Annotated in this window: 18 protein-coding genes; 7 read left to right on the plus strand and 11 right to left on the minus strand. The window is 34.5% G+C overall.

Annotated features, from left to right (window positions below; all coding sequences use genetic code 11):
- Nucleotides 1-561 (plus strand): gliding motility lipoprotein GldD, encoded by a 561-nt coding sequence (gene gldD, locus AC3QL1_RS07705; protein ID WP_492496522.1) that lies wholly within the window; start codon nt 1-3, stop codon nt 559-561.
- Between the two features lie 98 nt (nt 562-659).
- Here gldD and AC3QL1_RS07710 read toward each other — a convergent pair whose 3' ends face one another.
- Nucleotides 660-1,037 carry a heavy-metal-associated domain-containing protein gene (locus tag AC3QL1_RS07710; RefSeq protein ID WP_492496524.1) on the minus strand — a complete coding sequence of 126 codons (378 nt, stop codon included), beginning with the start codon at nt 1,035-1,037 and terminating at the stop codon, nt 660-662.
- A gap of 101 nt (nt 1,038-1,138) precedes the next feature.
- Here AC3QL1_RS07710 and AC3QL1_RS07715 point away from each other — a divergent pair, with 101 nt between their 5' ends.
- Both AC3QL1_RS07715 and AC3QL1_RS07720 read left to right on the plus strand, forming a co-directional pair.
- Nucleotides 1,139-2,005, plus strand: a complete 867-nt coding sequence (locus AC3QL1_RS07715; protein WP_492496526.1) for a DMT family transporter — start codon at nt 1,139-1,141, stop codon at nt 2,003-2,005.
- 395 nt (nt 2,006-2,400) lie between these two features.
- Nucleotides 2,401-2,637, plus strand: coding sequence for a hypothetical protein (locus tag AC3QL1_RS07720; RefSeq protein WP_492496528.1), 237 nt, complete (start codon nt 2,401-2,403; stop codon nt 2,635-2,637).
- Nucleotides 2,638-2,925: 288 nt separating this feature from the next.
- Here AC3QL1_RS07720 and AC3QL1_RS07725 read toward each other — a convergent pair whose 3' ends face one another.
- Nucleotides 2,926-4,974: an insulinase family protein gene (locus AC3QL1_RS07725; RefSeq protein ID WP_492496529.1), complete on the minus strand. Its 2,049-nt coding sequence runs from the start codon at nt 4,972-4,974 to the stop codon at nt 2,926-2,928.
- A 12-nt stretch (nt 4,975-4,986) separates the two neighbouring features.
- Nucleotides 4,987-6,309, minus strand: coding sequence for a M16 family metallopeptidase (locus AC3QL1_RS07730; RefSeq protein ID WP_492496531.1), 1,323 nt, complete (start codon nt 6,307-6,309; stop codon nt 4,987-4,989).
- 275 nt (nt 6,310-6,584) lie between these two features.
- Between AC3QL1_RS07730 and rplU the strand changes: the two genes are divergently transcribed.
- The 3 genes from rplU to AC3QL1_RS07745 all read left to right on the plus strand — a co-directional run bounded on the left by rplU (nt 6,585) and on the right by AC3QL1_RS07745 (nt 8,896).
- Nucleotides 6,585-7,028: a 50S ribosomal protein L21 gene (gene rplU, locus AC3QL1_RS07735; protein ID WP_492496532.1), complete on the plus strand. Its 444-nt coding sequence runs from the start codon at nt 6,585-6,587 to the stop codon at nt 7,026-7,028.
- A gap of 24 nt (nt 7,029-7,052) precedes the next feature.
- Nucleotides 7,053-7,313, plus strand: a complete 261-nt coding sequence (gene rpmA, locus AC3QL1_RS07740) for a 50S ribosomal protein L27 (protein WP_017497241.1) — start codon at nt 7,053-7,055, stop codon at nt 7,311-7,313.
- Between the two features lie 296 nt (nt 7,314-7,609).
- Nucleotides 7,610-8,896, plus strand: a complete 1,287-nt coding sequence (locus AC3QL1_RS07745; RefSeq protein ID WP_492496535.1) for a hypothetical protein — start codon at nt 7,610-7,612, stop codon at nt 8,894-8,896.
- A 156-nt stretch (nt 8,897-9,052) separates the two neighbouring features.
- On the opposite strand, the gene AC3QL1_RS07750 is transcribed toward AC3QL1_RS07745, so the two are convergent.
- Nucleotides 9,053-11,809, minus strand: coding sequence for a hypothetical protein (locus AC3QL1_RS07750; protein ID WP_492496537.1), 2,757 nt, complete (start codon nt 11,807-11,809; stop codon nt 9,053-9,055).
- A 51-nt stretch (nt 11,810-11,860) separates the two neighbouring features.
- A complete protein-coding gene (locus AC3QL1_RS07755; RefSeq protein WP_492496539.1) occupies nt 11,861-12,442 on the minus strand; it encodes a MiaE family protein in 582 nt (193 codons plus the stop codon).
- A 113-nt stretch (nt 12,443-12,555) separates the two neighbouring features.
- Here AC3QL1_RS07755 and AC3QL1_RS07760 point away from each other — a divergent pair, with 113 nt between their 5' ends.
- The gene (locus tag AC3QL1_RS07760; RefSeq protein WP_492496541.1) at nt 12,556-13,800 is read left to right on the plus strand and encodes a glycosyltransferase family 4 protein; all 1,245 of its coding nucleotides are present in this window, start codon (nt 12,556-12,558) and stop codon (nt 13,798-13,800) included.
- A 135-nt stretch (nt 13,801-13,935) separates the two neighbouring features.
- Here the strand turns inward: AC3QL1_RS07760 and AC3QL1_RS07765 are convergent, their stop codons facing one another.
- The 6 genes from AC3QL1_RS07765 to porU form a co-directional block, all read right to left on the minus strand.
- Nucleotides 13,936-15,798, minus strand: coding sequence for a M1 family aminopeptidase/hydrolase (locus tag AC3QL1_RS07765; RefSeq protein ID WP_492496543.1), 1,863 nt, complete (start codon nt 15,796-15,798; stop codon nt 13,936-13,938).
- 91 nt (nt 15,799-15,889) lie between these two features.
- The gene (locus tag AC3QL1_RS07770; protein WP_492496545.1) at nt 15,890-17,542 is read right to left on the minus strand and encodes a dihydrolipoyl dehydrogenase family protein; all 1,653 of its coding nucleotides are present in this window, start codon (nt 17,540-17,542) and stop codon (nt 15,890-15,892) included.
- 6 nt (nt 17,543-17,548) lie between these two features.
- A complete protein-coding gene (gene pdhA / locus AC3QL1_RS07775) occupies nt 17,549-18,547 on the minus strand; it encodes a pyruvate dehydrogenase (acetyl-transferring) E1 component subunit alpha (RefSeq protein ID WP_115843738.1) in 999 nt (332 codons plus the stop codon).
- 158 nt (nt 18,548-18,705) lie between these two features.
- Nucleotides 18,706-19,188, minus strand: coding sequence for a cytidine deaminase (gene cdd, locus AC3QL1_RS07780; RefSeq protein WP_492496546.1), 483 nt, complete (start codon nt 19,186-19,188; stop codon nt 18,706-18,708).
- Nucleotides 19,189-19,262: 74 nt separating this feature from the next.
- Nucleotides 19,263-20,471 (minus strand): type IX secretion system outer membrane channel protein PorV, encoded by a 1,209-nt coding sequence (porV, locus tag AC3QL1_RS07785; protein ID WP_492496547.1) that lies wholly within the window; start codon nt 20,469-20,471, stop codon nt 19,263-19,265.
- A gap of 41 nt (nt 20,472-20,512) precedes the next feature.
- A complete protein-coding gene (gene porU, locus AC3QL1_RS07790; protein ID WP_492496548.1) occupies nt 20,513-24,349 on the minus strand; it encodes a type IX secretion system sortase PorU in 3,837 nt (1,278 codons plus the stop codon).
- Between the last annotated feature and the right edge of the window lie 210 nt (nt 24,350-24,559).

The raw sequence follows: 24,559 nt of genomic DNA on the forward strand, positions 1-24,559 counted from the left end.
ATGCTTAAAAGAATAATTTCGGTAGCGACAATTTTACTAACATTAACGGTGGTAAGCTGTAAAGATGATGTAATGCCAAAACCGGCAAGTTTTTTACGTTTAGATTATCCGGAAGCCAAATATGCTAATTTTGAAGGCAATTGTCCGTTTACATTTGAAATGAATGATGCTGCAATTATCAAAGGAGAAAAAGACTGTGGTTTTGCGATTACGTATCCAAAAATGAAAGCCACAATTTATTTAACTTACAAACCGGTACATGGTGATATTGAAAAACTGCTTAAAGATGCTCAAAAATTAACTTATGAGCATGTAATAAAAGCCGATGATATTTTAGAACAGCCGTATTTAAACCCTGAAAAAAAAGTTTACGGAATGTTTTACCAGGTTGACGGAAATGCTGCTACAAACTCGCAATTTTACGTAACAGACAGCACAAAACATTTTATAACAGGATCGGTTTATTTTTATGCTAAACCCAATTTTGATTCTATTATGCCCGCAGCCAGTTATATCAAAAATGATATGCGACAGTTGATGGAAACCTTAAAATGGAAATAAAAAAAATGAATCCAATTTGGATTCATTTTTTTTTGATCTTAATCTTAAATCCCTATTATTGTTGGAATTTGAATGTAAAAAATATTGGAATTTATTTTTTAAGATTTAATATTCGAAACCTTGTATGTTTTCCCGTCTCCGGTTTCCTGAACAACTTTCGTTAAAGTTTCCGGAGTCTGAACTGTTTTGTCGAAAGTAACCGTTGCTAATTTTTTATCAAAATCAACCGTAGCTTTTTCAACTCCATCCAGATCAGTTAATTTCTGTTCGATAGTTTTTGCACATCCAACCGCACAAGTCATTCCTTCGATGTTAAAACTTGCTGTTTGCACATTTTCAGCAGCAATTGCTTTGTGCTCTTTTGGCGTTGTTTTTTCAGCATTTATTACGGCTAAACTTTTATCTTCTTCTTTTTTACAGCTTACAAGTACTAAACCTGAAATTGCTAATGCCGTTATGATTTTTGTGAATTTCATTATATCGATGTTTTAAATTAGCTAAATGATGTTTACAAAATTAATAAAAAACAGAAGGTCAGTTCATAAAATAATTACAAATTTGTAGTAAAATACTATTTATGGATGCAAAACAATTAAAGTGGTTTTATTTATTCTTGCTTTCGCTAATATGGGGAAGTTCTTTTATTCTAATTAAAAGAGGATTAGTTGGTTTAACTGCAATTCAGGTTGGTTCACTCCGAATTATTTTTGCTGCTTTATTTTTGCTTATCGTAGGTTTTTCAAGTCTAAAGAAAATTTCCCGTCGACAATGGAAATTTGTGGCTTTAACATCAGTTTTTGGGACATTTATTCCGGCTTTCTTTTTTGCCATTGCCGAAACTCAGGTTGATAGTTCCATCGTAGCCATTTTAAATTCGCTTACACCTTTAAATACATTAGTTTTAGGGATTATTGCTTTTGGAATCCAATTTCAAAAACGTCAGGTTTTAGGAGTTTTTGTTGGTTTGGTTGGCTGTTTGTTGTTGGTTTTAAGCGGCGCATCTGCACATCCGGGACAAAATTATTACTTTGTTCTTTTAGTAGTAATTGCAACTATTTGTTACGCCATAAATGTCAATCTAATCAAGAAATATTTGCCGGATTTAAATTCGTTAAGCATTACAACCGGAAATTTTACGGTTCTTCTTATTCCTGCTTTAATTATTTTAAGCACAACCGATTTTACGCAAAGAATAAATCTTGAAGCAACACAGCATTCTGTTTTATTCGTCATGATTTTGGGCGTTTTAGGAACCGGAATTGCGAATGTTTTGTTTTTTAAATTAATTCAAATGTCTTCTCCTGTTTTTGCAACATCGGTAACATATTTAATTCCGATAGTGGCTTTTTTCTGGGGATTATTAGATAATGAAATGCTAACGCCAATTCAGTTTTTTGGTGCTTTTATTATTTTGATTGGAGTTTATTTATCGGCTAAGAAGTAAAGATTGCAAAGTTTTTCGATGTAGTTTGTTATTCATTGAAGTTAAGCGCATGTCACCCTGAGCGGAGTCGAAGGGCGCGCCAATTGGAACGAGGCTTCGACTCCGCTCAGCCTGACAAAAAGATTCGCTGAGCCTGACAAACTTCCTATGATTCAATAAACAAGCATTGTAATAGCTTTTAGAGTAGGTAGATTTGTATATTTCTTTATCTAAATGGGATAATATATTTTGTAGTTATTTTCGTTCTTTTTTTAGTATATTTGAAGTCCTAAACGTCAATAATAGGAAATCAAAAAAAATGCCCGTGTAGTATGGTGGCGGTAATGGAAACAACCGCAACGCTTTGACGGCGTAGGACATCTTAGCTATGCGGGTTTTATTCTAACCGTCAAATTATGAATACAAACACCTTATCAAAAGAAGAAGAAACAAGATTACTTGATTTTTTCAACAAATCTGTCGATCCAAAAAACATGGCAAAAACAATTCGGCAAGTTAATTACATGCTTTCGTTAAGCTTAATGCGAGAATGTGAAGTTCTGGAAATTGATAAAAAAAATCTTGAAAACGGTTTTTTTTGGTTGAATGAATTAGCTGAAATCCTAAATCCTTATTTAGATGTGAATGATTAAACAAGAAAGGCTGTCGTAATTGGCAGCCTTTTTTGTTTTTGCGCATGTCATCCTGAACGTCCCGAGGTTTCGGGAGAAGGGCGCGACAATTGGAACGGGCTTCGACTTCGCTCAGCCTGACAAATATGAGCGGAAATAGTGTAGATAAAAAAAAAGCTTTGTCAAAGTTTAAAACTTTGACAAAGCTTGTAAAAATCTTAGAATCTCAGCAACTCAGAACCTTAGTAACTCAAAACCTTAGTAACTCAAAACCTTTGTTCCTCTGAACCTCTGTACCTTTGAACCTTCTTACAAAAAATCTGCTTCAGAAACGCCTTCATTTATCTTGATTTCAGACATTTTAATATCTAATTCAAAACCTGCATTTTGTATCAGGTTAAAAGGAACTTTTACGCCTTTCACCTCTTTATAATCGTTAAAATAAGTTGTTTGAGTAGTCGATTGTCCGCTTTGTTCTTTTATTTTGGTTTCGGCAACTTTTAATCCTGATTTTACATCGTAGAAATAAATTGTTTTCCCATCTTTTATAGAATAAGCATCATTGCCGTTTATTTGCTCAATTCCGCTTACGGTCAAATCAGTTCTTTTACTTAATTGTAATTCTTCAAAAGGAGCTGCGTTTGCTTTCATTTCGGCTAAATCAGCGCCTTCAAGGTTTTTACGTTGTCCTTGTTGCTCAACATATGCGCCTTTGTCGTTTACAACTTGTTTCATCAAAGCCATAGTTCCCATAGAAAGCGACACCATCATTTTTCCTTTTGAATCTAATTTTGATACAAAAGTCAAAGGAGTCGGTGCTTGCGGAATGGTTGTAGAGCCTTTCATAGCAAGGGTTTTTGCTGCAGAAACTGCTTTTTCACCACCAATTGCTTTAATATAGTTGTCAAAAACTGTTTTGGCTGTAATTCCAGCTGGAGCTTCTTTTTTAGTAACCGGTTTTTCAACAGGATTTCCGTATTTGTCAAAATAGTAAATCGGAATCTGAAGTTTTTCTAAACCGCCAAGTACTTCAGAGCCTTTTCCAACAATAACAATTCGCATGTTATCAATTGGGAAATATTTATTGGCAACACGATAAATATCATCCGGAGTAACATTATTAATAGTCTGAATGTATTTTTCGTAGAAATCTGCCGGAAGTTTTTCTGTTTCAATGTTTAAAGCATATCGCGCAACAGCCTGCGGTTTTTCAACCTGCATTACAAATCTTCCGATATAGCCTGCTTTTACATTTTTCAACACATCATCAGAAACTTTTTCAGTTCTGATTTTTTTAATTTCTTTTACAAATTCTACTACAGCGCTATCTGTAACAGCATTTCTTACTGCCGATGTGGCTTTGAATTTTGTTACATATTTTCCGCTTCCAATGTTGGAGTTTGCACCGTATGTCCACGCGTGTTGTTCACGCAGATTCATATTCAGATAACTGTTGAAATCGCCTCCAAGAATTTGATTTGCAATTACTGCAGGGAAAAAATCAGGATCGTTCATTTTTAAATTCACCGTATTTACCAATGAAATTTCAGACTGAACTGCGTTTGGAACATCAACAAAATCAATTTGAAGTTTTGATACATTTTGCGGATCAGCATACGCATTTTTTGGAGCGTTTTGTTTTTTCCATCCGCCAAAAAGTTTTTCTACCGCTGCTTTTGTTTCTTTGAATTTAATATCTCCAATTACGACCAAATAAGCATTTTCAGGTACAAAATAAGTAGCATAATTGGCCTGAACATCTGCAAGAGTAACATTTTTTAAAGTTTCTTCAGATATAAATTCTCCCGCTGGATGGTTTTTCCCAAAAGCCAAAACATCTACAACACGATTTGCAATTGCTGGAACGCTTTTTTCATCGGCTTTAAGCCCTTCTAATAATTTTGCTTTTTCTTTATCAAATTCTTCCTGAGTAAAATTTGGCTGTAAAGCACCTTCGGCCAAAAGTTCTAAAACACGGCCTGAATATTTAGAAAGTGAACTGGCATAAGCACCTGATGATGTAAAATTGATGCTTGCTCCGTAAAAGTCGATTTCTTCATTAAAAGCTTCTTTCGTTGTTTTTTTGGTTCCGTTTCCAATTAAACTGCTGGTCAATTCGTCAACGCCTTTTTTATTTCCTTCTGTAAAAGGAGCGTTGTCAAGCGTAAGATTAAAACTCACTCTTGGTAATTTATGATTTTCAACTACCAAAACTTTCATGCCGTTTGCCAAAACAAAAGTTTGTGGTTTTTTGATGTTGACTACTGGCGAATTGCCTGGTTTTGGTTGTGGACGATCTTGTGCTTGCATAATTCCTGTTAGGAATAAAAGGATTAAAATTGTATGTATTTTTTTCATGATTCGAGACTCTTAATTTTCAACTTTTTTTGAAGGAACATAATCTAAAATTAAACGCTGATTAGGGTTTAAATACTTTTTAGCAACGTCTCTTATTTCTTCTCTTGTGATAGAATGGTAGAGGTCGATTTCGGTATTGATAAGATTTACATCTCCATAAAGTAAATAATAAGAAGCTAAATTCTCTGCAATTCCTTCAACACTTGCATTTGCGTTTACAAAATTGTTGTCGAATTTGTTTTGTAGTTTTTGATAGTCTTTCTCAGAAATCAAATCGGTTTGAATTTTTACAATCTCTTCGTCCATTTCTTTCAAAATATCTGCGGTTGTATAAGGCTGCATTGGTAATCCGTATAAAATGTACATTCCGTAATCTTCCTGGCTAAAACCAACAGCACCAATTTGAAGCGCCATTTTTTTATCATCGACTATTTTCTTGTAAAGTTTTGAACTTTTTCCGTCACTTAAATAAGAAGAGATTAAGTCTAAAACTCTGGCATCTCTGGTTTTCATAGATGGCGTTCTGTACGAAGCAACAATCATCGGAATCTGAATATTCGGATCTTCGTAAGTTGCTTTTATCGTTTGATTAATTGGTTCTTCGGTAAAAGTTTGTTTTTTAACCTCTTCGCCTCTCGGAATTGGAGCAAAATATTTCTGGATCCATTCTTTTGTTTTTGTTTTATCAAAGTCACCGGCAACAACTAAAACCGCATTGTTTGGAGTATAGAATTTTTTATTAAAAGCCTGAAATTCTTCCAGAGTGGCAGCATCAAGATCTTTCATTGAGCCGATAGTTGTCCAGCGATAAGGATGATTTTTGAACATATTCTTTTTAACCTCAGGCAAAATATTTCCGTAAGGCTGATTGTCGTAACGCATTCTCTTTTCTTCTTTTACGACTTCATTTTGAGTATCAACCCCAATTTTATTGATAATGGGATGCATCAGTCTTTCAGATTCCATCCATAAACCCAATTCTAAACTATTTGATGGAAAAACTTCATAATAATAAGTTCTGTCGTCAGAAGTATTGGCGTTGTTTACACCACCATTTGCGGTAACGATTTTCATCCATTCGCCACGTTTAATATTTTGAGTTCCTTCAAATAATAAATGCTCAAAGAAATGTGCAAAACCTGTACGATCCGGGCGTTCGTCTTTTGACCCTACGTGATACATAACAGAGGTTACGACAACTGGTGCCGAAGGGTCGTTGTGCAGAATAACATGCATTCCGTTGTCTAAATTGTATTCTTCAAAAGCTACTTTTTGAGCATGAGCTACTCCGCCAAGCATTAATGCAGCACTTAACATCATTATCGAATTTTTCATAAAGATTAATAATTTTAATACCTAAATATTATAGTAGGTAGTCAAGGGGTAATTATAGTTACATCAAAAATAAGTTTTTTTAGTGATGATTTGAATATTAGCTATAATTTTGATGGTACTTTAACAGTATTATACAGCAAGATACGTTTTTAAAAGCTGTAAAACGCCCTGAAAAACAGACTTTAAACACAAATAAATATTTTTGAAATAAGAAATTGCACAGTAAATTATTAATTGTATATTTGCAACCTTAAAAATCAATAAATCAATTTGGTATGTATGCAATCGTAGAGATAGCAGGGCAACAATTTAAAGTAAGCAAAGACTTAAAGGTTTATGTTCACCGTTTAGCTAACGAAGAAGGTTCAAAAATTTCTTTTGACAAAGTTCTTTTATTAGACGACAATGGTAGCATCACTTTAGGCGCCCCAGCTATAGAAGGTGCTTCAGTAGAAGCTAAAGTGTTACAACACTTAAAAGGAGATAAAGTTATCGTTTTCAAAAAGAAAAGAAGAAAAGGATACAAAAAGAGAAATGGTCACAGACAATATCTTACTCAAATTGTAATTGAAGGTATTACTGCAGCAGGTGGAACTAAAAAAGCAGCAGCTAAAAAAGCAGTTGTAGCAGAAGATGCTCCGGCTACTGAAGTTGAAGCAGCTCCAAAAGCAAAAAAAGCAGCAGCTCCAAAAGCAAAAAAAGAAGCTACTAAAGAATAATAACAATATTTAAACTCATACGTCATGGCTCACAAGAAAGGTGTCGGTAGTTCGAAGAATGGTAGAGAATCAGAATCAAAACGTTTAGGCGTTAAGATTTTTGGTGGTCAAGCTGCTATTGCTGGGAACATCATCGTTAGACAAAGAGGTTCAAAACATAATCCAGGTGAAAACGTTTACATCAGTAAAGATCACACACTACACGCAAGAGTAGCTGGAGTTGTTAAGTTCCAAAAGAAAAAAGATAACAAATCTTATGTATCTATCCTTCCATTCGAAGCATAATCATAAAGATTAACTTATTTAAAAAACCCGTTCTGAAAAGAGCGGGTTTTTTGTTTCGTGTAAATTGAAATTGACTATCGGCGTATATATAATTATATAAAACGGTAAATTTTGTCGTTTTATTATAAAAAGTGACATATAATCAGCGTGATGTGGTTTTCCTTAGTGAAAATTAACACAGAAACAGGTTTTGGATCAATCCACAGAAGATCTTTTTATATTGGAATTTGGAATTTTAATTTTTAAATTTTTCCATTGTATTATTTGTATTTTTGGCTGGACTAAACCACCAAATTTTGAAAAAAATAGTTTTTCTTTTATTTCTTTTCTGTACAAGCCTGTTCGCAAAAGAAGTTCATCCTACTGAACAAATCGTGTCTTTAAATGATTCTCAAAAAAAGATTTTATATGAATTTGCTGTTCTGCAAAAAAGCAGTTCTGATGCAAACACCTATTGGCAGCATCATAAAAATAAATTTCCTGCAATCAGTGAGACTGTAAGAAATCAACTGGCAAATGAAATTTACAATAACTCTCATGTCGTTTATACTCCTGTAAAAGATTCTGCAGTTCAAATTTGGATGCAGACGCAATCGCTTACCAATTGGATGTTATATCTGGCAGCCTTTATTGCAATTTGCGCCCTAATTGGTTTATTACGCAATTACTGGAATCTACTAATAGGTATTCTTATCAAACAGTTTGCACCGTTATTCAGGCTTTTATTTTCGGCAATTTTATTAACCTACGAATTATTATTAATAGGTATTGTGTGTGTTGTTTGGGGATGTCTTATAGAAGAAATGACGCTGCGTACGGTCGTAATTCACCTCGGATTGTTTTTGTTGTGGAGTCAGTCAACAGCTATTATTACTCAGAAATATTTAGTTGAAAAGTATATTTTTCAAATAAGGGATGATTTCTGGGGAAGGAATCAATGGCAAACCGTAAAAACAATTTGTCTTCCTGCTGTTATTGTTACAGTAGCGCTTTTATATGTATTATATAAAGTTCCCGGAGACACATTGTACAATTATGAGATTGTTGTATCTGGTATGGCTGCTATTTGTGCTTTGCCTTTTTGGCGTATCTTAGAAAGATATATTTCTCCAATTCTGATTCCTTTTAAAGATGATAGTATGGAAAGAAGTATTGATTCTCTTGCTACTTGTGTCATTGTAGCTTTAATAATTGATGTTTTCCTGATAGTTCAACATAATACGCTGTTTTCTTATGTAATAACTGCCCTGACAAGTTTGCTAATTGTCTCGTTTTTGATATTGTCAATTAAAGATAACTTTAAGTACAATTATAAAAATTACTATTATCTACAATTATTTACAGTTCTTTTTCTCACTTCGACGCTGTTTTATAGTTTTTATATGCACTCCGGAGAAATGATTTGGGCATCGCTAATAGGAACCAGTATTTATATCATTATAAAATACTGGGAAATTCCAACATTTTTTATTAGCTGGAAAAGGAACAGAGTTTCTGCTTGGGGATTTTTAGGAATGGCAGTTCTGTTGTGGTTATTGGCAAAAGGAATTTTGTATGTTACAGGGATGTTGTATGCAGTTTAAGTTATAATTTTTTTTGCCTGTTTTGTCATTTCGACGGAGGAGAAATCACATAAAGTGAAGACACAGAGTACGTCGCTCTCCTGATGCGATTTCTCCTCCGTCGAAATGACACATAAAGCGTCTTTTTGAATTTGGAATTTAAAATTTGGAATTTACCTATTCCGTATCCTTAGTTTCTTCCAAATCCTCAGTTTTTCTGCCCACTTTTACTTTAGGACTATTCTGTGTTCCAGTAACGGTAAATGGAATTCCAAAAATACCTAATGGAGGTAATCCTAAGCGCATTTTTAAATTCAGTTTTCCGTCTAAGGTGGTAGTTCCTTCAATTCTTGGTCTAAAGCCTGCAAATTTAAATTTAAAACGTTCTACAGTCATAATATTATTTTTGATTGTAGTTTTTATTTCAACTTTGGATAGATCAGGATTTTTCATTGCCTCAGAACTTGTTTGTTTACTTACGGCATTGAACATTTTCAATCCTCGTACTTTTACGTCTTTTACCGCAAGGGTTCCGCCGCCAACAAGTGATGGATAAACGGGTTCCATATTTCCGTTTAATCTTCCTTTTAGCTGGTAATCAAGCGATACAATTCCTTGTGCTTTTTCGGCAGCACTGGCCATTTTTCTAAACACTTCCACTTCGTTATAAGCTCTTTTAATGTCAAAATCAGAAGCTTTTATACTATAGTCAAAATTTGCTTTTTGTGGCGTTACAGCCTGATAATTTCCATTCATGGCAACATTACAGCCAATTAGGTTAAAACCTGTATTCTGCATGCTCAATTTACCTTTATTCATTTTTAAATTTCCGGTTGCATTTTGCAATATCAATTTATCAAAATATACTTTTTGAGCATTTGCTATCAACTGTAAATTCAAATTGGCCGGAATTATAATAACTCCCGTTTGTTTTGCTTCGTTTTTTGGAGTCGTAGTTTCGGTTTTAGTTTCTGTTACAGATGCATTTGCATTTGTATTCGACATGAATTCATCAACATTAATATAGCGAGCCGAAACTGTAAAAGAACCTTTTAAAACGCCCGTTTTTGTGGTTACGTAATTAAAAACGTTTTGCAAATAACCGTTCATCTTAAAATCTGATTCTCCGTAAGCTGCCAAAAAGTTATTAAAAGACATTTTATCCTGATTGATTTTGAAAATACCTTCTTTAATAATGAACTTTTTAGGCAGATATTCTGATGCAACTCCAATATTTCTAAGTTCCAGCGTTCCTTTATTGTGAAGTTTGTTGTAATTTCCTTTTTCGGCATCGCTCTGTTTTCCTTTCAAAACCAAATCAGCTTTTATAAAACCATCTAAATCAAGTCCTTTTTGAGAGAAGACTTTGTAGATTTTATTAACGTCCAATTCTCCTTTTGCTTTAACATCATAATTTAAATCATCAAAATTGCTCAGATCTGCAGATACAAAAACAGGTTTTCCTTCAAAGGTAAACTGGGCAGGTTTTAGGTTTACTTTTAAATCCTGAAAAGTTCCTTTTTGATTCTCGATTTTAGATTTTACAACGATATTCGTAATAGCATTTGGGTAATATTGTGTTTTGATATATCCGTTTTCCAGATCAATATTTCCTTTTGTAACCGGGAAAAGTTTCTTTTTCTGATCAAATTTTCCGTTTGCTGTTACATCTCCGATCAACATTCCTTTCAATTCTAAATTCGGAATTCCTAACGCCTTATTTAATTTTTGAAGATTTATTTTAGCTTTAAAATCCGCATTAATAGTAGGCGTAGTTAAGCCTTCCATGTAAAATTTGGATTTTAAATAATCCTTATCAATATTCAAGGATAAGTTTTTGGCATCGATAATTAGAAGTTCCGGATTTAAAGACGGAACTTTTGTTTTTACTTCTACATTCAAATTCGAAACCGGGAATGCACTTTTGTTGTAATTTACAGAACCGTTATCAACTTTTACATCCAGATTAAGATCCGGAGCAATTTTTTGAGAAGCAATATAATCTCCTTTTACAGTTAAAAGTAAATTGGTATTTCCTTTCAATTCTGTTTTAGAAAGCCAGGTAATGTATTTTGGAGGAAAAGCCGTGAAAACATCATACAAATCGCTGTTTTCTGATTTTACGGCTAAATCCATATTGTAACCATCTTTCAGGAAGTTAAAATTTCCCTTGAAATCAACTACAAGCTGGTTTATTTTTAAGTTGTTTTGCTGGAAAAAGAAAGATAAAGAGTTGATGTTTACTTTTGTAATCAAATCAGCATCAATTTTTTTATTCATTAAATAAGGTTCATCTTCATAAACAATATTTAGTTTCTCAACTTTTGCTTTGGAATACAAATCAAAGACAGACTTGTTTAAATCGCCTTTTCCTAAATAATTAAATCCAAATGCGTCAAAATGAACTTTTGTAGACTGATCGTCATAAATTATTTTGCTGTTGATGATTTCAATTCTCTCCAGTTTTAAAGCAGTATCTGAGCTGTCTTTTGGTTTTGTGGCTTGCGCCGAAGATTTGTAAATGTTATAATTGGCTTCTCCGTTTTTATTGACTTTTACATTGATAAAGGAATCAGATAAATAGATCTGATCAATCTTTACCGATCGTCCAAAAACAAGACTGGCAACGTTTATTCCAAAAGAAACTTCCTTTGCGGTAATAAATTTTTCTTCTTTGTATGGAGCAGAACCGTTAAGGCGTAAATCATTTAAAGTTAATGTCAAAGAAGGAAAATGACGAAAAAAAGATACAGAAACATCAGAATAATTCAATTCGGCGCTTAGTCTTTCATTCGCTGTTTTTTTGATTTGATCTTTAATCTGATCTTCAAAAATAATCGGCGTTAAAAACAATAATCCCAGAATAACAGCAAAAGTTATTGCCAGGTATTTTCCTGTTTTTAATAGGGCCGATTTAAATTTATTAGTTGACATTTAAAATTATGGTATTATGTGTATTTTGAATTAGAGTTGATTAGAAGATTTCTATCCGTGAACAGTTTCGCTTTTACCGTAATTTGTAATGATCGAAGCTTCATAGTCAATCCATTCTTTCCAGCGTTTGTCAATATCAATATTATCTGTATATTTTCTGGCAAAGCCTAAAAAAGTAGTATAATGTCCGGCCTCAGAAATCATCAGATCACGATAAAATTTTGCTAATTCTTCGTCTTTTATATTTTCAGAAAGTACTTTAAAACGTTCACAGCTTCTGGCTTCGATCATAGCCGAAAACAATAAGCGATCGCAAAGGGCATCTTTACGGCTTCCGTCTTTCTTCATGAATTTAAAAAGCTCGTTTACGTAATGATCTTTTCTTTCGCGGCCGAGCGTTAAACCTCTTTTCTTGATAATATCATGAACCATTTGCAAATGTTCCAGTTCTTCTCTGGCAATCACAAGCATTTCTGTTACCAGTTCTTCTAATTCAGAATTGTAAGTAACTAAGCTAATGGCGTTTGAAGCTGCTTTTTGTTCGCACCACGCATGATCCGTTAAAATTTCCTCGATATTTGATTCGACTATATTTACCCAACGAGGGTCTGTAGCTAATTTTAATCCTAACATAATTTTATAGAAAAAAGTTAACTGCAAAATTAGTCTTTTTTATCACCGAAAGTCAGGAAATATGGTGCAAATCCGCGGAAAATAGTATTATTTTGTAACTTGAAACAAATCAAATGAATCAAACAAAAAAACTTTTAATAATTGGTTTTGTCTGGCCCGAACCTAATTCGTCTGCGGCGGGAGGAAGAATGATGCAGCTGATTTCTATTTTTGCGGCAAATGGATTTGAAATCACATTTGCAAGCCCGGCTTTAGACAGTGATTATATGGTTGATTTAGCTGAATTTGGAGTAGAGAAAAAATCAATTGAATTGAACAATTCTAGTTTTGATGCGTTTATAACCGAGCTAAATCCTGATGTTGTTTTATTTGATCGTTTTATGATCGAGGAGCAATTTGGCTGGCGCGTTTCAGAAAATTGTCCAAAAGCAATTCGTTTACTGGATACAGAAGATTTGCATTGTTTGCGAACGGCAAGACAAAAAGCTTTTAAAGAAAACCGGAATTTTGAACTTCATGATTTGTTATCAGAAGAAGTGGCTAAACGTGAAATCGCCAGTATTTTAAGATGCGATTTGTCATTTATTATTTCTGAATTTGAAATGAAAATTTTAGAAGATATTTTCAAAATCGATGCAAGTCTGCTTCATTATTTGCCTTTTTTAGTTGAGGAAATGTCTGAGAAAAAGCTTCAGGAATTACCTTCTTTTGAAGAACGCAAGAATTTTGTTTTCATCGGAAATTTTCTTCATGAACCCAATTGGAACACCGTTCAATATTTAAAAGAAACAATTTGGCCTTTGGTTAAAAAACAATTTCCAGAGGCTGTTTTAGAAGTTTATGGTGCATATCCTTCACAAAAAGTGTTGCAATTGCATCAGCCAAAAAATGGTTTTTTTATTATGGGAAGGGCAGAAGACGCTAATGAAGTGGTAAAAAACGCCAGAATTGTTTTGGCGCCAATTCGTTTTGGAGCTGGATTAAAAGGAAAATTACTGGAAGCCATGCAATGCGGAACACCAAGTATAACGACGACAATTGGATCTGAAGCGATGTATGATAATTTGCCATGGAATGGTTTTATTGCTGATAATATTGACGAATTTGCAAAACAAGCCGTTGCATTATATCACGATGAAAATCTGTGGCAACAAGCCCAAAAAAATGGAATTGCCATTGTAAATGCATGTTACCAAAAAGATAAACATTCAGCAACATTAATTAATGTTGTCAATTCATTGTTGAATGATTCTGAAAGTCATCGCATTCATAATTTTATGGGGAGCCTGTTGCAGCATCATACTTTAAAAAGTACCAAATACATGGCAAAATGGATTGAAGCTAAAAATAAAAATTAAAAAAAATCCCGATTACATTTGCAATCGGGATTTTTTATTTTTCAGTCTCAGTTTACAGTCCCAGTTTACAGTGTCAGTAAAGAGTTAGATGTAAACTGAAAACTGAGACTGCGACTGTAAACTGTAAACTGAAAACTATTTCAATAAACCTTCAACAGCCTGAACAGTTGTGGCATGATAACCTGACTTTGCTTTATCAAAAATTTGTTTAGCCCAGGTTTTTCCTTCCGGAGTTTTTACCAATTCTTTATAAAGAGTCATTAAAGATCCGGTTCTGCTGGTTGCAATTATGAATTGCTCAATCGCCGGATAAGCAGGTTTGTATTGATGACGTATCGCCTGTGCAAACCATTGACGCTTGATAACGAAGTTTCCATTTTTAGTAAAATTGAATTCATTATCAATAGCGGCCATTTCTTCAGAAGTTATGTCAGCCGGTAAATAATCAATAAAATGTTGTTTTTCAGTAGTTGATTTTATTTTTTCACTTAATCCTTTTACGCCTGTAGTTCTCCAATTTTTCTGAATATTGTCTATTGCAGTAAAATCTTCAGATGAAACAGCAGTGATATTTGAAGGAATTCCCGGTTTGTAAATCCAGTCGTCCAGTTTTATTTTATCGGCAAGTGCTTTGTCTCCTTTAATCAGATTATCGTTTAAATATTTTACAAAATCTTCTGTCGTGATAGATTGAAAAGCGTGCGCGTCAAAATAATTTTTAATAAACGGATCAAATTTTTCACGTCCAACAGCAGCTTCAATTACTTTTAAGAAGTTGTATCCTTTTACGTAAGGAATTTGACTGATTCCATCATCAGGATTTCTGTTTGTAAGGCTTACTTTTAATCTTGTATCCGGATTTGTAGTGCCATATTCGGCTACATTATCGTCTAAATCTTTACGGGTTAAAACATCCTGCATTTCTGCTTCTTTTTTACCGAAAATTTCTTCTCCAATTCTGTGTTCTACATAAGTGGTAAATCCTTCATTTAACCAAATATCATCCCAGGTTGCATTGGTAACTAAATTTCCGCTCCAGCTATGGCCTAATTCATGTGCCAACAAACTCGTTAAAGAACGATCTCCCGCAATAACGCCCGGAGTTAAAAAGGTCAGGTTTGGATTTTCCATTCCGCCATAAGGGAAACTTGGAGGTAAAACCAGTACATCATAACGTCCCCAACGGTAAGGTCCGTAAAGTTTTTCGGCAGCACCTACCATTTTTCCTAATTCAGCAAACTCCCAGGCCGCTTTTTTTAGTAAAGATGGTTCTGCATAAACTCCTGTTCTGTTGTTTATAGACTGAAAAGCAATATCACCAACAGCAATTGCCATTAAATAAGACGGAATTGCTTTATCTTGTTTGAAAGTATAAACTCCGGTATCATTCTTTTGCTGTGGATTTACCGAAGCGCTCATTACGGCTAATAAATCTTTAGGAACGGTAACTTTTGCATTATAAGTAAAACGAATTCCCGGAGAATCCTGACAAGGAATCCAGGTACGGGACCAGATGCTTTCGCCCTGAGAAAAGAGAAACGGTTTCTTTTTATCTGCTGTTTGTTGTGGGTTTAGCCATTGTAACGCAACAGCATCTTTGGTAGTACTATAATAAATGTTAACTTTTGTAGTGTTTGGTTCGATTGTAATGTGAAGTGGTTTTCCGTGGAATTCAACTTCTTTTCCCAGTTCAAATTTTGTTTCTTTTTCGTCATCGCCTATAGTTACTTTGGTAATGTTTAACGTGTTTTCGTCAAAGATAATTTCGTTTCCTTTGCTGATATTGTCAATTTGCCAAGAGGCTTTTCCTGAAATAGTTTGTGTGTCAAAATCGACTTTGATATCAAGATCTAAATGTTTTACTACAGCAAGATCTGCTTTAGAAAACGTATGTTCATCTTTAATAGCAGCATTGGCAGCGGTTGTTTTTTCTGCCTGATCTTTTTTCTGACAGGCAAAAGCTGCTAAAAATAAAGTTACTAAGAATATTTTTTTCATATTTATGAGGTATTGAAATTGAGAATCTAAATTAAATAAAAAATCCCGTTCTGATTACTCAAAACGGGATTTAAATATGTAAAACAATCGATTATGCCAGCATTGTAACCGGGCTTTCGATGTATTGTTTTAATGTTTGTAAAAATTGAGCTCCGGTTGCGCCGTCAATTGTTCTGTGGTCACACGCTAATGATAACATCATGGTGTTTCCTACTACAATCTGACCGTTTTTAACTACTGGTTTCTCAACAATTGCACCTACAGAAAGGATAGCAGAGTTTGGCTGGTTGATAATTGAATTGAATTCAGTAATACCAAACATTCCAAGGTTAGATACTGTAAAAGTACTTCCTTCCATTTCTTGTGGTCCTAATTTTTTGTTTTTAGCTCTTCCTGCAAGATCTCTTACAGAAGCACCAATTTGAGATAAACTCATAGCATCTGTAAATTTCAATACAGGAACTACTAATCCGTCTTCAACAGCTACAGCAACACCAATATTTACGTGGTGGTTGATGATGATAGCATCTTCTTTCCACTGAGAGTTAATTTTTGGATGTTTTTTCAAGGCTAAAGCACAAGCTTTAATTACCATATCGTTGAAAGATACTTTTGTATCAGGAACAGTATTAATTGTCGCTCTTGCGCCCATTGCTTCGTCCATGCTTACTTCGATCACTAAGTTGTAGTGAGGAGCTGTAAATAAAGATTCTGCAAGACGTTTCGCGATAATTTTACGCATTTGAGAATTTTTAATCTCTTCTGTGTAAACTTCTCCGGCAGGAACAAATACTTTTGGCGCAGCAGGAGCAGAGGCTTCTTGTTTAGCATCAGCAGCTTTTGCAGGTTGTGCCTGTGCAGATGGAGTAAAGTTTTCTATATCGCTTTTTACGATACGTCCGTTTTCTCCTGAACCTTTTACCTGATTTAATTGAATTCCTTTATCAGAAGCGATTTTTTTAGCCAATGGTGAAGCTAAAATTCTTCCTCCATTTGATGAAGTATCAGCAGTTGCTTCAGTTGCTTTTTCAGTAGAAGGAGCATCTTTTGTTTCTTCAGCAGGAGCACTTGCAGGCGCAGCGCCTCCGGCAGTATAATTTTCAGCAATTCCTGAAATGTCAGTTCCTGCAGGTCCAATGATTGCTAATAAGCTGTCAACAGGTGCAGTATTTCCTTCCTGAATTCCGATGTATAATAATGTTCCGGCATTGAAAGACTCAAACTCCATTGTAGCTTTGTCTGTTTCAATTTCTGCCAAAATATCTCCTTCAGCAACAGTATCACCTACTTTTTTCAACCAGGTTGCAACTGTTCCTTCTGTCATTGTATCACTCAAACGTGGCATAGTTACAACTACAACCCCTTTTGGTAATTCAGTTGCAGCTTTTGCAGGAGCAGCAGTTTCTGTTTTTGCTTCTGCAGCAGGAGCATCAGCTTTAGCTTCTGCTTTTGGCGCTTCAGCAGCAGGAGCATCACCACCAGCTAAAAGAGCAGAAATATCTTCTCCTTCGTTACCAATGATGGCTAATAAGGAATCAACCGGAGCAGTTTCTCCAGCCTGAATTCCAATATGTAAAAGAGTTCCTTCGTTAAAAGATTCGAACTCCATTGTTGCTTTATCTGTTTCAATTTCAGCAAGGATATCTCCTTCGCTAATTTTGTCGCCTACTTTTTTAAGCCAAGTCGCTACCGTTCCTTCCGTCATAGTATCGCTCAAACGAGGCATTGTTACTTTTATCGCCATAATATTTTATAGTTTATGAGGTGTAAATGGATAGTCTTCTTGTGCGTATACTACATCGTATAATTGTTGCAATTCCGGATATGGAGATTCTTCAGCAAATTTTTGGCATTCTTCCACTAAGTCTTTTACTCTTTGGTCAATTGCTTCGATTTCTTCTTCTGTAGCATATTTTTGATCCATAATTACATCTAAAACCTGAGTAATAGGGTCAATTTTTTTGTACTCTTCTACCTCTTCTTTAGAACGGTATAATTGTGCATCAGACATTGAGTGTCCTCTGTAACGGTACGTTTTCATTTCAAGGAAAGTTGGTCCGTCTCCGCGACGTGCTCTTTCGATAGCTTCGTGCATTGCTTCGGCAACTTTTACAGGATTCATTCCGTCAACAGGTCCGCAAGGCATTTCATATCCTAAACCAAGTTTCCAGATGTCAGTGTGGTTTGCAGTTCTTTCTACAGAAGTTCCCATTGCATATCCGTTGTTTTCAACGATAAATACAACTGGTAATTTCCATAACATAGCCATGTTAAAAGCTTCGTGTAATGAACCTTGTCTTGCAGCTCCGTCACCAAAGTAAGTCATAGTAACGCCGCCGGTATTGAAATATTTATCAGCAAAAGCTAAACCAGCTCCTACAGGGATTTGTCCACCTACGATTCCGTGACCTCCGTAAAAACGGTGTTCTTTAGAGAAAATGTGCATAGAACCTCCCATACCTTTAGAAGTTCCTGTTACTTTTCCTAAAAGTTCAGCCATTACGTTTCTGGGATCAACTCCCATACCAATTGGCTGCACGTGGTTTCTGTAAGCAGTAATCATTTTATCTTTAGTCAGGTCCATAGCGTGCAAAGCGCCCGCTAACACAGCTTCCTGTCCATTATATAAGTGTAGAAAACCTCTAACTTTTTGTTGAATGTATAATGCTGCAAGTTTGTCTTCAAACTTTCTCCAAAGCAGCATGTCTTCGTACCACTTTAAATATACTTCTTTTGTAACTTCTTTCATCTGAATTCTTTCTTTTGCTAAAGTTTGTTTGTGTTATCAATTGTTGCCTATAACGCAAAATAGTTTCCTCCCACAAATTTGCGCCCGAAAGGTCGGGATGCAAAAATAAGACATTACATTTAAGAACTAAAATTTAAACGATACTTTTTGGCTTTTTTTTACAAGAACTTTTTATCAAACATAAAAGGGAGTAAATTTTTAAGGGATGATGATTTATAAACTTCGCCTATTTCGCCCATAAAATAGATTTCAATAGGGGTTTCCTGTTTGATTTCATATTCTGCAATTGATTGTCGGCATGAACCGCATGGAGGAATTGGTGCTTTGGTCTGATTGTTGTCTGAAGCTGCCGTAATGGCCATTTTGATAATTTTTGCTTCCGGATAAACACTTCCGGCGTGAAAAATTGCTACGCGTTCTGCGCATAATCCTGATGGATAAGCGGCGTTTTCCTGATTTGATCCCAAAATTATTTTTCCATTATCTAAAAGTAAGGCAGCACCAACTCTAAATTGCGAATAGGGAGCATATGCTTTTTTACGAATTTCAATTGCCTGATTCATTAAGTCCTGAACGTCATTTGGTGTTTCTTCTATTGAATTATAAACCAAAAATGATGATGTAACGCTTATTTCTTTCATTCTTTTTAAGGGAAAAAAAATCCAAATTTCTAAAAATCAGAAATTTGGATTGTTATTATTGTTTATTTTTTTGTTTAGTATGTTTCGTATTTGTCGCCAAAGTTAAACGTTAAAGAAAAACGAAGTGTATTTTCTAACGGATTTTTAACTTTTGATGACGAAAATAAGTAAGAAACGTCAACTGTTACTGCACTGTATTTGAATCCGGCTCCTAAAGAGAAGAATTGTCTTGCTCCTTTCATTGGACTTTCATGGAAATATCCGGCTCTAACGGCAAATGAATCCTGATACATATATTCTCCGCCTACACTATAGGTGATTTCTTTTAATTCTTCACTAAATCCACCCGGAGCATCTCCAAAAGATTTAAAGATTCCCGAAACCCATCCAATATCATTATAGGCTTTATAGTTTTCAGCATCAGCAGCTGCCTGTGTAGTTTCGCCTGCATCTGTATAATCACCATCTCCGTTAAGATCTACGGGAGTTCCAGGTCCCGGAGGCGTTGGTACTAAAAGCTTACTAAATTCTACACTAACTCCAACTTTGTTATAATCATCTAAAATAAAATCAAAACCTCCTCCTAATCTTAGGTTTGCAGGCAAGAAGTTAGCGCTCAGATCATCATTGTCGTAGCTAATTTTCGGACCTAAATTCTGCATGTTGAAACCGGCTCTCCATCTTCCGTTAAAATCAGCATAAGCAATTTCTTCAGATTGATAAAAACCAGCGATATCTACTGCAAATGATTTTGCTGCCGATGCATCAATATCACTTGAAGGTATTTTTAAATTTGAACTTATGAATCTTGCTCCTACAGCCATTGAGAATGTTTCGCTTAATTTCAATGAATAAGATCCGTCTATGGCTAATTCATTTGGATTTACTTCTCTGGTTGGTTCGTTAGGGTCTCCGGTTTCTCTTAATTCAATTCCTCCAAAACCAAAATAACGTAAACTTGCTGCAAAAGCACTTCGGTCATTGATTTTGTTATAATAAGTAAGTTGTCCTAAAGAAATGTCGTTAGCTAAATCTGTTAAATAAGGAGTGTAACTAATAGAAATTCCCTGAGCATCTGTTGCAAAAGCATATTTGGCAGGATTCCATTGTTGAGAAAATGCATCTGTCGCTGTTGCTACACCCTGATCTGCCATACCGGCTGCTCTGGCATCAGCTGCGACTAATAAAAATGGTACTCCGGTGGTAACGGGACGTTCAATATCCTGGGCTTTTGCGTACGAAATAATTAATAAACAGGTTAATAGTAGTGCTATTTTTTTCATTTATAGATTTAAGGTTTTTTATGGTAAAAATATATATATAATTATAATATGACAAGTTTTTCGTACTTTTCTGCTTTTTTATTTGTTAAATTCGACTTAACCGTGAGTTTGTAGATGTATACGCCTTTTCCTATTCGATCTCCAAAATCATCTTTTCCATCCCAGGTTATCTCTCTTGATAAAAAACCTTCCGTAGTAATTACCTGATTTTTTGTCCATACTACTTTTCCGGTAATAGTCATTACCTGCACTTGTACATCTAAAGGTTCATATGGTCTGTTGTGTGAAAACCAAAATTGAGTATAGGTCGAAAAAGGATTTGGATAATTAAGAACGTGTGTTAGAGTTAATGATTCATCTCCAACCACTATAAATTGTATTTCGCTTGTTACGGGATTATTGTAGACATCCCATGCTGTAAAACTTATAGTGTGCAATCCTGCTTCTAGATTTCTTAATGGAAAACGTACATTTCCATTTGTATAATCGTCTAATTTGGTTTGATAGTAATCGTTCAAAATGTACGGATTACTAACATCTCCATCTAAAATTGCTATAATATCATGACCAATTCCGCTAGCGGTATTTATCCCGTTTTCATCTTCTAAAAAAGCCAATAAAAATGGAGAACTATTTGTTATTCCGCCAGAAACAAAAGTTTCATCGTTCATATATAACTTCACTTTTGGATTTATATTGTCCACAGGTGCATTTTCATTTATACCGCCTATTTTAATAGTGGTATTAAAGCCGGATTGATTCTCCAGAGCTCCGGTTTTTTTCGAATAAAAACTAATTCGGCCATTATCAACAGGAATTCTGATGTCTCTGGGTACTACAAAACTAAATTCAAACTGACCGTTAGTTACAGAAGCATTTCCTCTGAATATAGTTTCTCCAAGAGTTTTAAATGACATTGCAGGGCTATAACCATCATTATTTAAGGTGGAACTCGTAATTGATTTGTCAAAAATAGAAGTGGCTAATTCGCCATTATAATTGCTTAAAATATTATTGTTTTCATCTGTAATTTCTCCGGTAATTTTAATTTTAGCTAAAGATTTGAAATCATCAACAGGTTGCGAAATAACAACATCATTTACTTTTGTTAAATTAATTTTAGGTTTTGGAATCGCAAGCATTAAGGCCGGATCTCCAATATAAAAAATAACATTACTGGAAGAACTTGGATTTTCGTTTTTAGAAATTCGAAGTGCTTCAGAAATAGTCGTGTACTGATTAGAATTGTATGAAAGCAGATTTTTAGTCAGGTTGTCATTAAAGTTTTCGGCATTATACTGACCTATAGAACGAATTGTGGTAAGCATTGCAATTGCACCGCCTTTTGGGTTCCAAAATGTATATTCTCCCGCCGTTGGTCTTGTCGGGTCGTCAAATCTTGAAAACTCGCAGGTAATCGTAATAAATAAAGGATACTTATATTGATTGTTTAAATTTTGCCCATCTGATTTTTCCCAGATTCTTTCACTCGCTAAACCATCTTCGCCTCCGTGTCCTAAATAATTAAAAATCAAAGCTCCTTTTTCAAAAGCATCAAAAAAATCGGTTCTTGCTTTTGGATATCTTGATCCTCCCGCAGATGCTTCTTGTGTATAAGAATCTAAAATGATTTTTTCGACATTAAAAAAAGGCTTTTCTGTGGCAATAACATCGGCCAATGCATTTTGGCGTGATTGTAAAGAAGTATCTGAACTTTGATCTGAATCATCGCTCAGTAAAACAACATTATTTCTCCAGTTTCCATAGGATTTTGTATCGTGATATTCCAAAACCTTATTCACCATTTCTTCCGCCTGCGCATTGTCTGAAATCAGCATTCTTCCAACTGCAATATCAATTCCTCCAAAAAAAGAAATCACATTTCCTTCGTCAGCATCCATCAGTGCATAAAAATCATCTGACGCAAAGGAAGATTCGCCGGTTGTATTACTGTTTAAAGAATTATATATAGGTACAACATTTGTATTGTTGGAAATTCGGTTTTTATAATCGAATGACGCATCTCCAAACAAATTCACATATTTAATTCTTTTTTCGGCAGAAGAAGCATTTTCATAAATATATCGAATGCAGTTTCTAATTGCCGAAATATCCTGTTTTCCCGAAGAGAATTCCTGATAGATATTTTCTAAAGCAATTACTTTTACATTTAAATTAGAATTTGTGCGATGAAAATTCGCCAATTTTTCAGCCTGAGAAGCTAAACTTTTTGGAGTGATAATGACATAATCAATATCCTGAAAAGCATTTTGAGCATTTCTAAACAAAGTGCCTTTTAAATCCTGATTGGCAATTTTTGGCTGATTGTCTTTTAAAGGAGTATAAAAATCTGAAGCATCAACTGCGATATATTTTCTAATTTCTCCTAAAGTAGCCTTGAAGCTAAAAGTGTTTAGATTGGGATTTTCTATTTTTGATACATTATATAGGTCTGTAATATCCCAAATTTGACTAATTCCGGAGGCATTTCCAATAGTGTAATTTACTATTCCGGTGGCTGAACCGGCTAAATCATATTGAAATTGAAATTGTTTTCCGGTTCCGAGTAATTTTCTTTTGGCAGTTATATTAATGTAATCCAGATATCCTTTTGAGCCGGGCACACCATTGTTATTATAGGTAAGTTTTATTTTAATATTGTCTGAACCTGTAAAAGTGCTGTTTGAAGGAAGTTTTCCGGGAAAATATTTAACATCAGAACTTGGCGATAGTGCATTAAATGAAATGGTGCCAATATTTTGCGCATTGGCAGAAACGGCAAAAGAAGTAGGAGTGTAGGCGGCACCAGCGGCTGTAACTTCAATTTTTACCGGAACTGAAGTTTCAAGATTAGGAAAATTGAATTCAAACTCCTGTTCCTGATTAATATCAAATGCTTCACCAAGCCATTGACGGCCTAAATGAGCAACATTCGTGAGGTCGGTTTCATGAAATTGATAGTCATCAAACGTGTTTAGCTCCAATGTGCTGTTGCCGGCAGGTTGATTTAAGACAGGAATTCTTTTTCCGTCTCCTCCATTTGTTGTAATATAATAGTATGATTTTGTATCATATACGTTTATATTCGTTTGGCTTTCAGTGTTCCAGTTATTAGGACCTTCTGCATAAAACAGAATATAATCTTCATTATTAAAAGTGCCATCGGTTTCTCCTATAACCTGAATAGTATTTTCGGTTAAATCAATGGGATAATAAACATTGTTTGCTAATGGAAGCATTCTTCCGCCATTTCCATATATTTTAATTCGTCTGGGATCAACTTTGCCGGCATCAAATCCTAAACTTTGTAAAAAAGATTTTGAAATTTTATAAATGCCGGATTTTTCAACATAAAATCGATACCAGTCTCCGGAAGCTAAAACAGAATTAGAAACGAAAGCTGATTTTTGATAAGAAGATGAACTGCTGCTTTTTGCTGTGCTGCTATTTGTAGAATACGAAAATGATTTGATCCTTTTATAACTATTTCCATCCTTAATAATTGGAAAAAGAGATAGAAAAGTTTGTCTTATATCCCTTGAGGAGACGTTTTTTAGCGATTCATTTGGTTGGTTCGGAATATTTTCGAGTGATAAATCTCCTAAATCTGTAATTGAAATTGTTTCGTATATGACATTAGTTAGCACAACGGAATTGCCGTTTGAAGAACCGGATTCAGCAAGTTTAAGCTGTAATGTTATGATTTTTTTAGTAGTATCGAACCTAAAACTGCTTCCTGTGAAGTAGGGAATGATAATTTTATATTCGCCAAAACTCATCTCTTTTTTGTTTTGCCAATCTAGTGCGAAGCTACCATTTATCTGGGAAAATGAGACAAACGGAATCAAAAAAAGATATAGGATTAAGGCTTGTTTCATAGGGTTAAAAGGCATATTTAAAATTAAAATATTTTAGTAAGTAAAAATATAGTATTTCATGTTATAGTAAATAATAAAAAGTATATTTTTGCGTTCGTAACTATAGGTTATTTTCTGGTAAAAAAACAGCTAAATAAAATTATTAGAACAGATGTTGCTAATTAAATGTTAATTATTATATTGCAGCACCTAAATTTATCACCTAAGAAT

The organism is Flavobacterium sp. GW823-FHT04A11 (assembly GCF_058796535.1).

Bases quoted from the DNA above. Each gene is read 5' to 3' on its own strand.
- AC3QL1_RS07720 (WP_492496528.1), top strand. From the start codon at position 2,401: ATGAATACAAACACCTTATCAAAAGAAGAAGAAACAAGATTACTTGAT.
- AC3QL1_RS07755 (WP_492496539.1), bottom strand. From the start codon at position 12,442: ATGTTAGGATTAAAATTAGCTACAGACCCTCGTTGGGTAAATATAGTC.
- AC3QL1_RS07750 (WP_492496537.1), bottom strand. From the start codon at position 11,809: ATGTCAACTAATAAATTTAAATCGGCCCTATTAAAAACAGGAAAATAC.
- pdhA (WP_115843738.1), bottom strand. From the start codon at position 18,547: ATGAAAGAAGTTACAAAAGAAGTATATTTAAAGTGGTACGAAGACATG.
- cdd (WP_492496546.1), bottom strand. From the start codon at position 19,188: ATGAAAGAAATAAGCGTTACATCATCATTTTTGGTTTATAATTCAATA.
- AC3QL1_RS07765 (WP_492496543.1), bottom strand. From the start codon at position 15,798: ATGAAAAAAATATTCTTAGTAACTTTATTTTTAGCAGCTTTTGCCTGT.
- AC3QL1_RS07710 (WP_492496524.1), bottom strand. From the start codon at position 1,037: ATGAAATTCACAAAAATCATAACGGCATTAGCAATTTCAGGTTTAGTA.
- AC3QL1_RS07730 (WP_492496531.1), bottom strand. From the start codon at position 6,309: ATGAAAAATTCGATAATGATGTTAAGTGCTGCATTAATGCTTGGCGGA.
- AC3QL1_RS07770 (WP_492496545.1), bottom strand. From the start codon at position 17,542: ATGGCGATAAAAGTAACAATGCCTCGTTTGAGCGATACTATGACGGAA.
- porU (WP_492496548.1), bottom strand. From the start codon at position 24,349: ATGAAACAAGCCTTAATCCTATATCTTTTTTTGATTCCGTTTGTCTCA.
- porV (WP_492496547.1), bottom strand. From the start codon at position 20,471: ATGAAAAAAATAGCACTACTATTAACCTGTTTATTAATTATTTCGTAC.
- AC3QL1_RS07725 (WP_492496529.1), bottom strand. From the start codon at position 4,974: ATGAAAAAAATACATACAATTTTAATCCTTTTATTCCTAACAGGAATT.
- AC3QL1_RS07715 (WP_492496526.1), top strand. From the start codon at position 1,139: ATGGATGCAAAACAATTAAAGTGGTTTTATTTATTCTTGCTTTCGCTA.
- gldD (WP_492496522.1), top strand. From the start codon at position 1: ATGCTTAAAAGAATAATTTCGGTAGCGACAATTTTACTAACATTAACG.
- AC3QL1_RS07760 (WP_492496541.1), top strand. From the start codon at position 12,556: ATGAATCAAACAAAAAAACTTTTAATAATTGGTTTTGTCTGGCCCGAA.
- rplU (WP_492496532.1), top strand. From the start codon at position 6,585: ATGTATGCAATCGTAGAGATAGCAGGGCAACAATTTAAAGTAAGCAAA.
- rpmA (WP_017497241.1), top strand. From the start codon at position 7,053: ATGGCTCACAAGAAAGGTGTCGGTAGTTCGAAGAATGGTAGAGAATCA.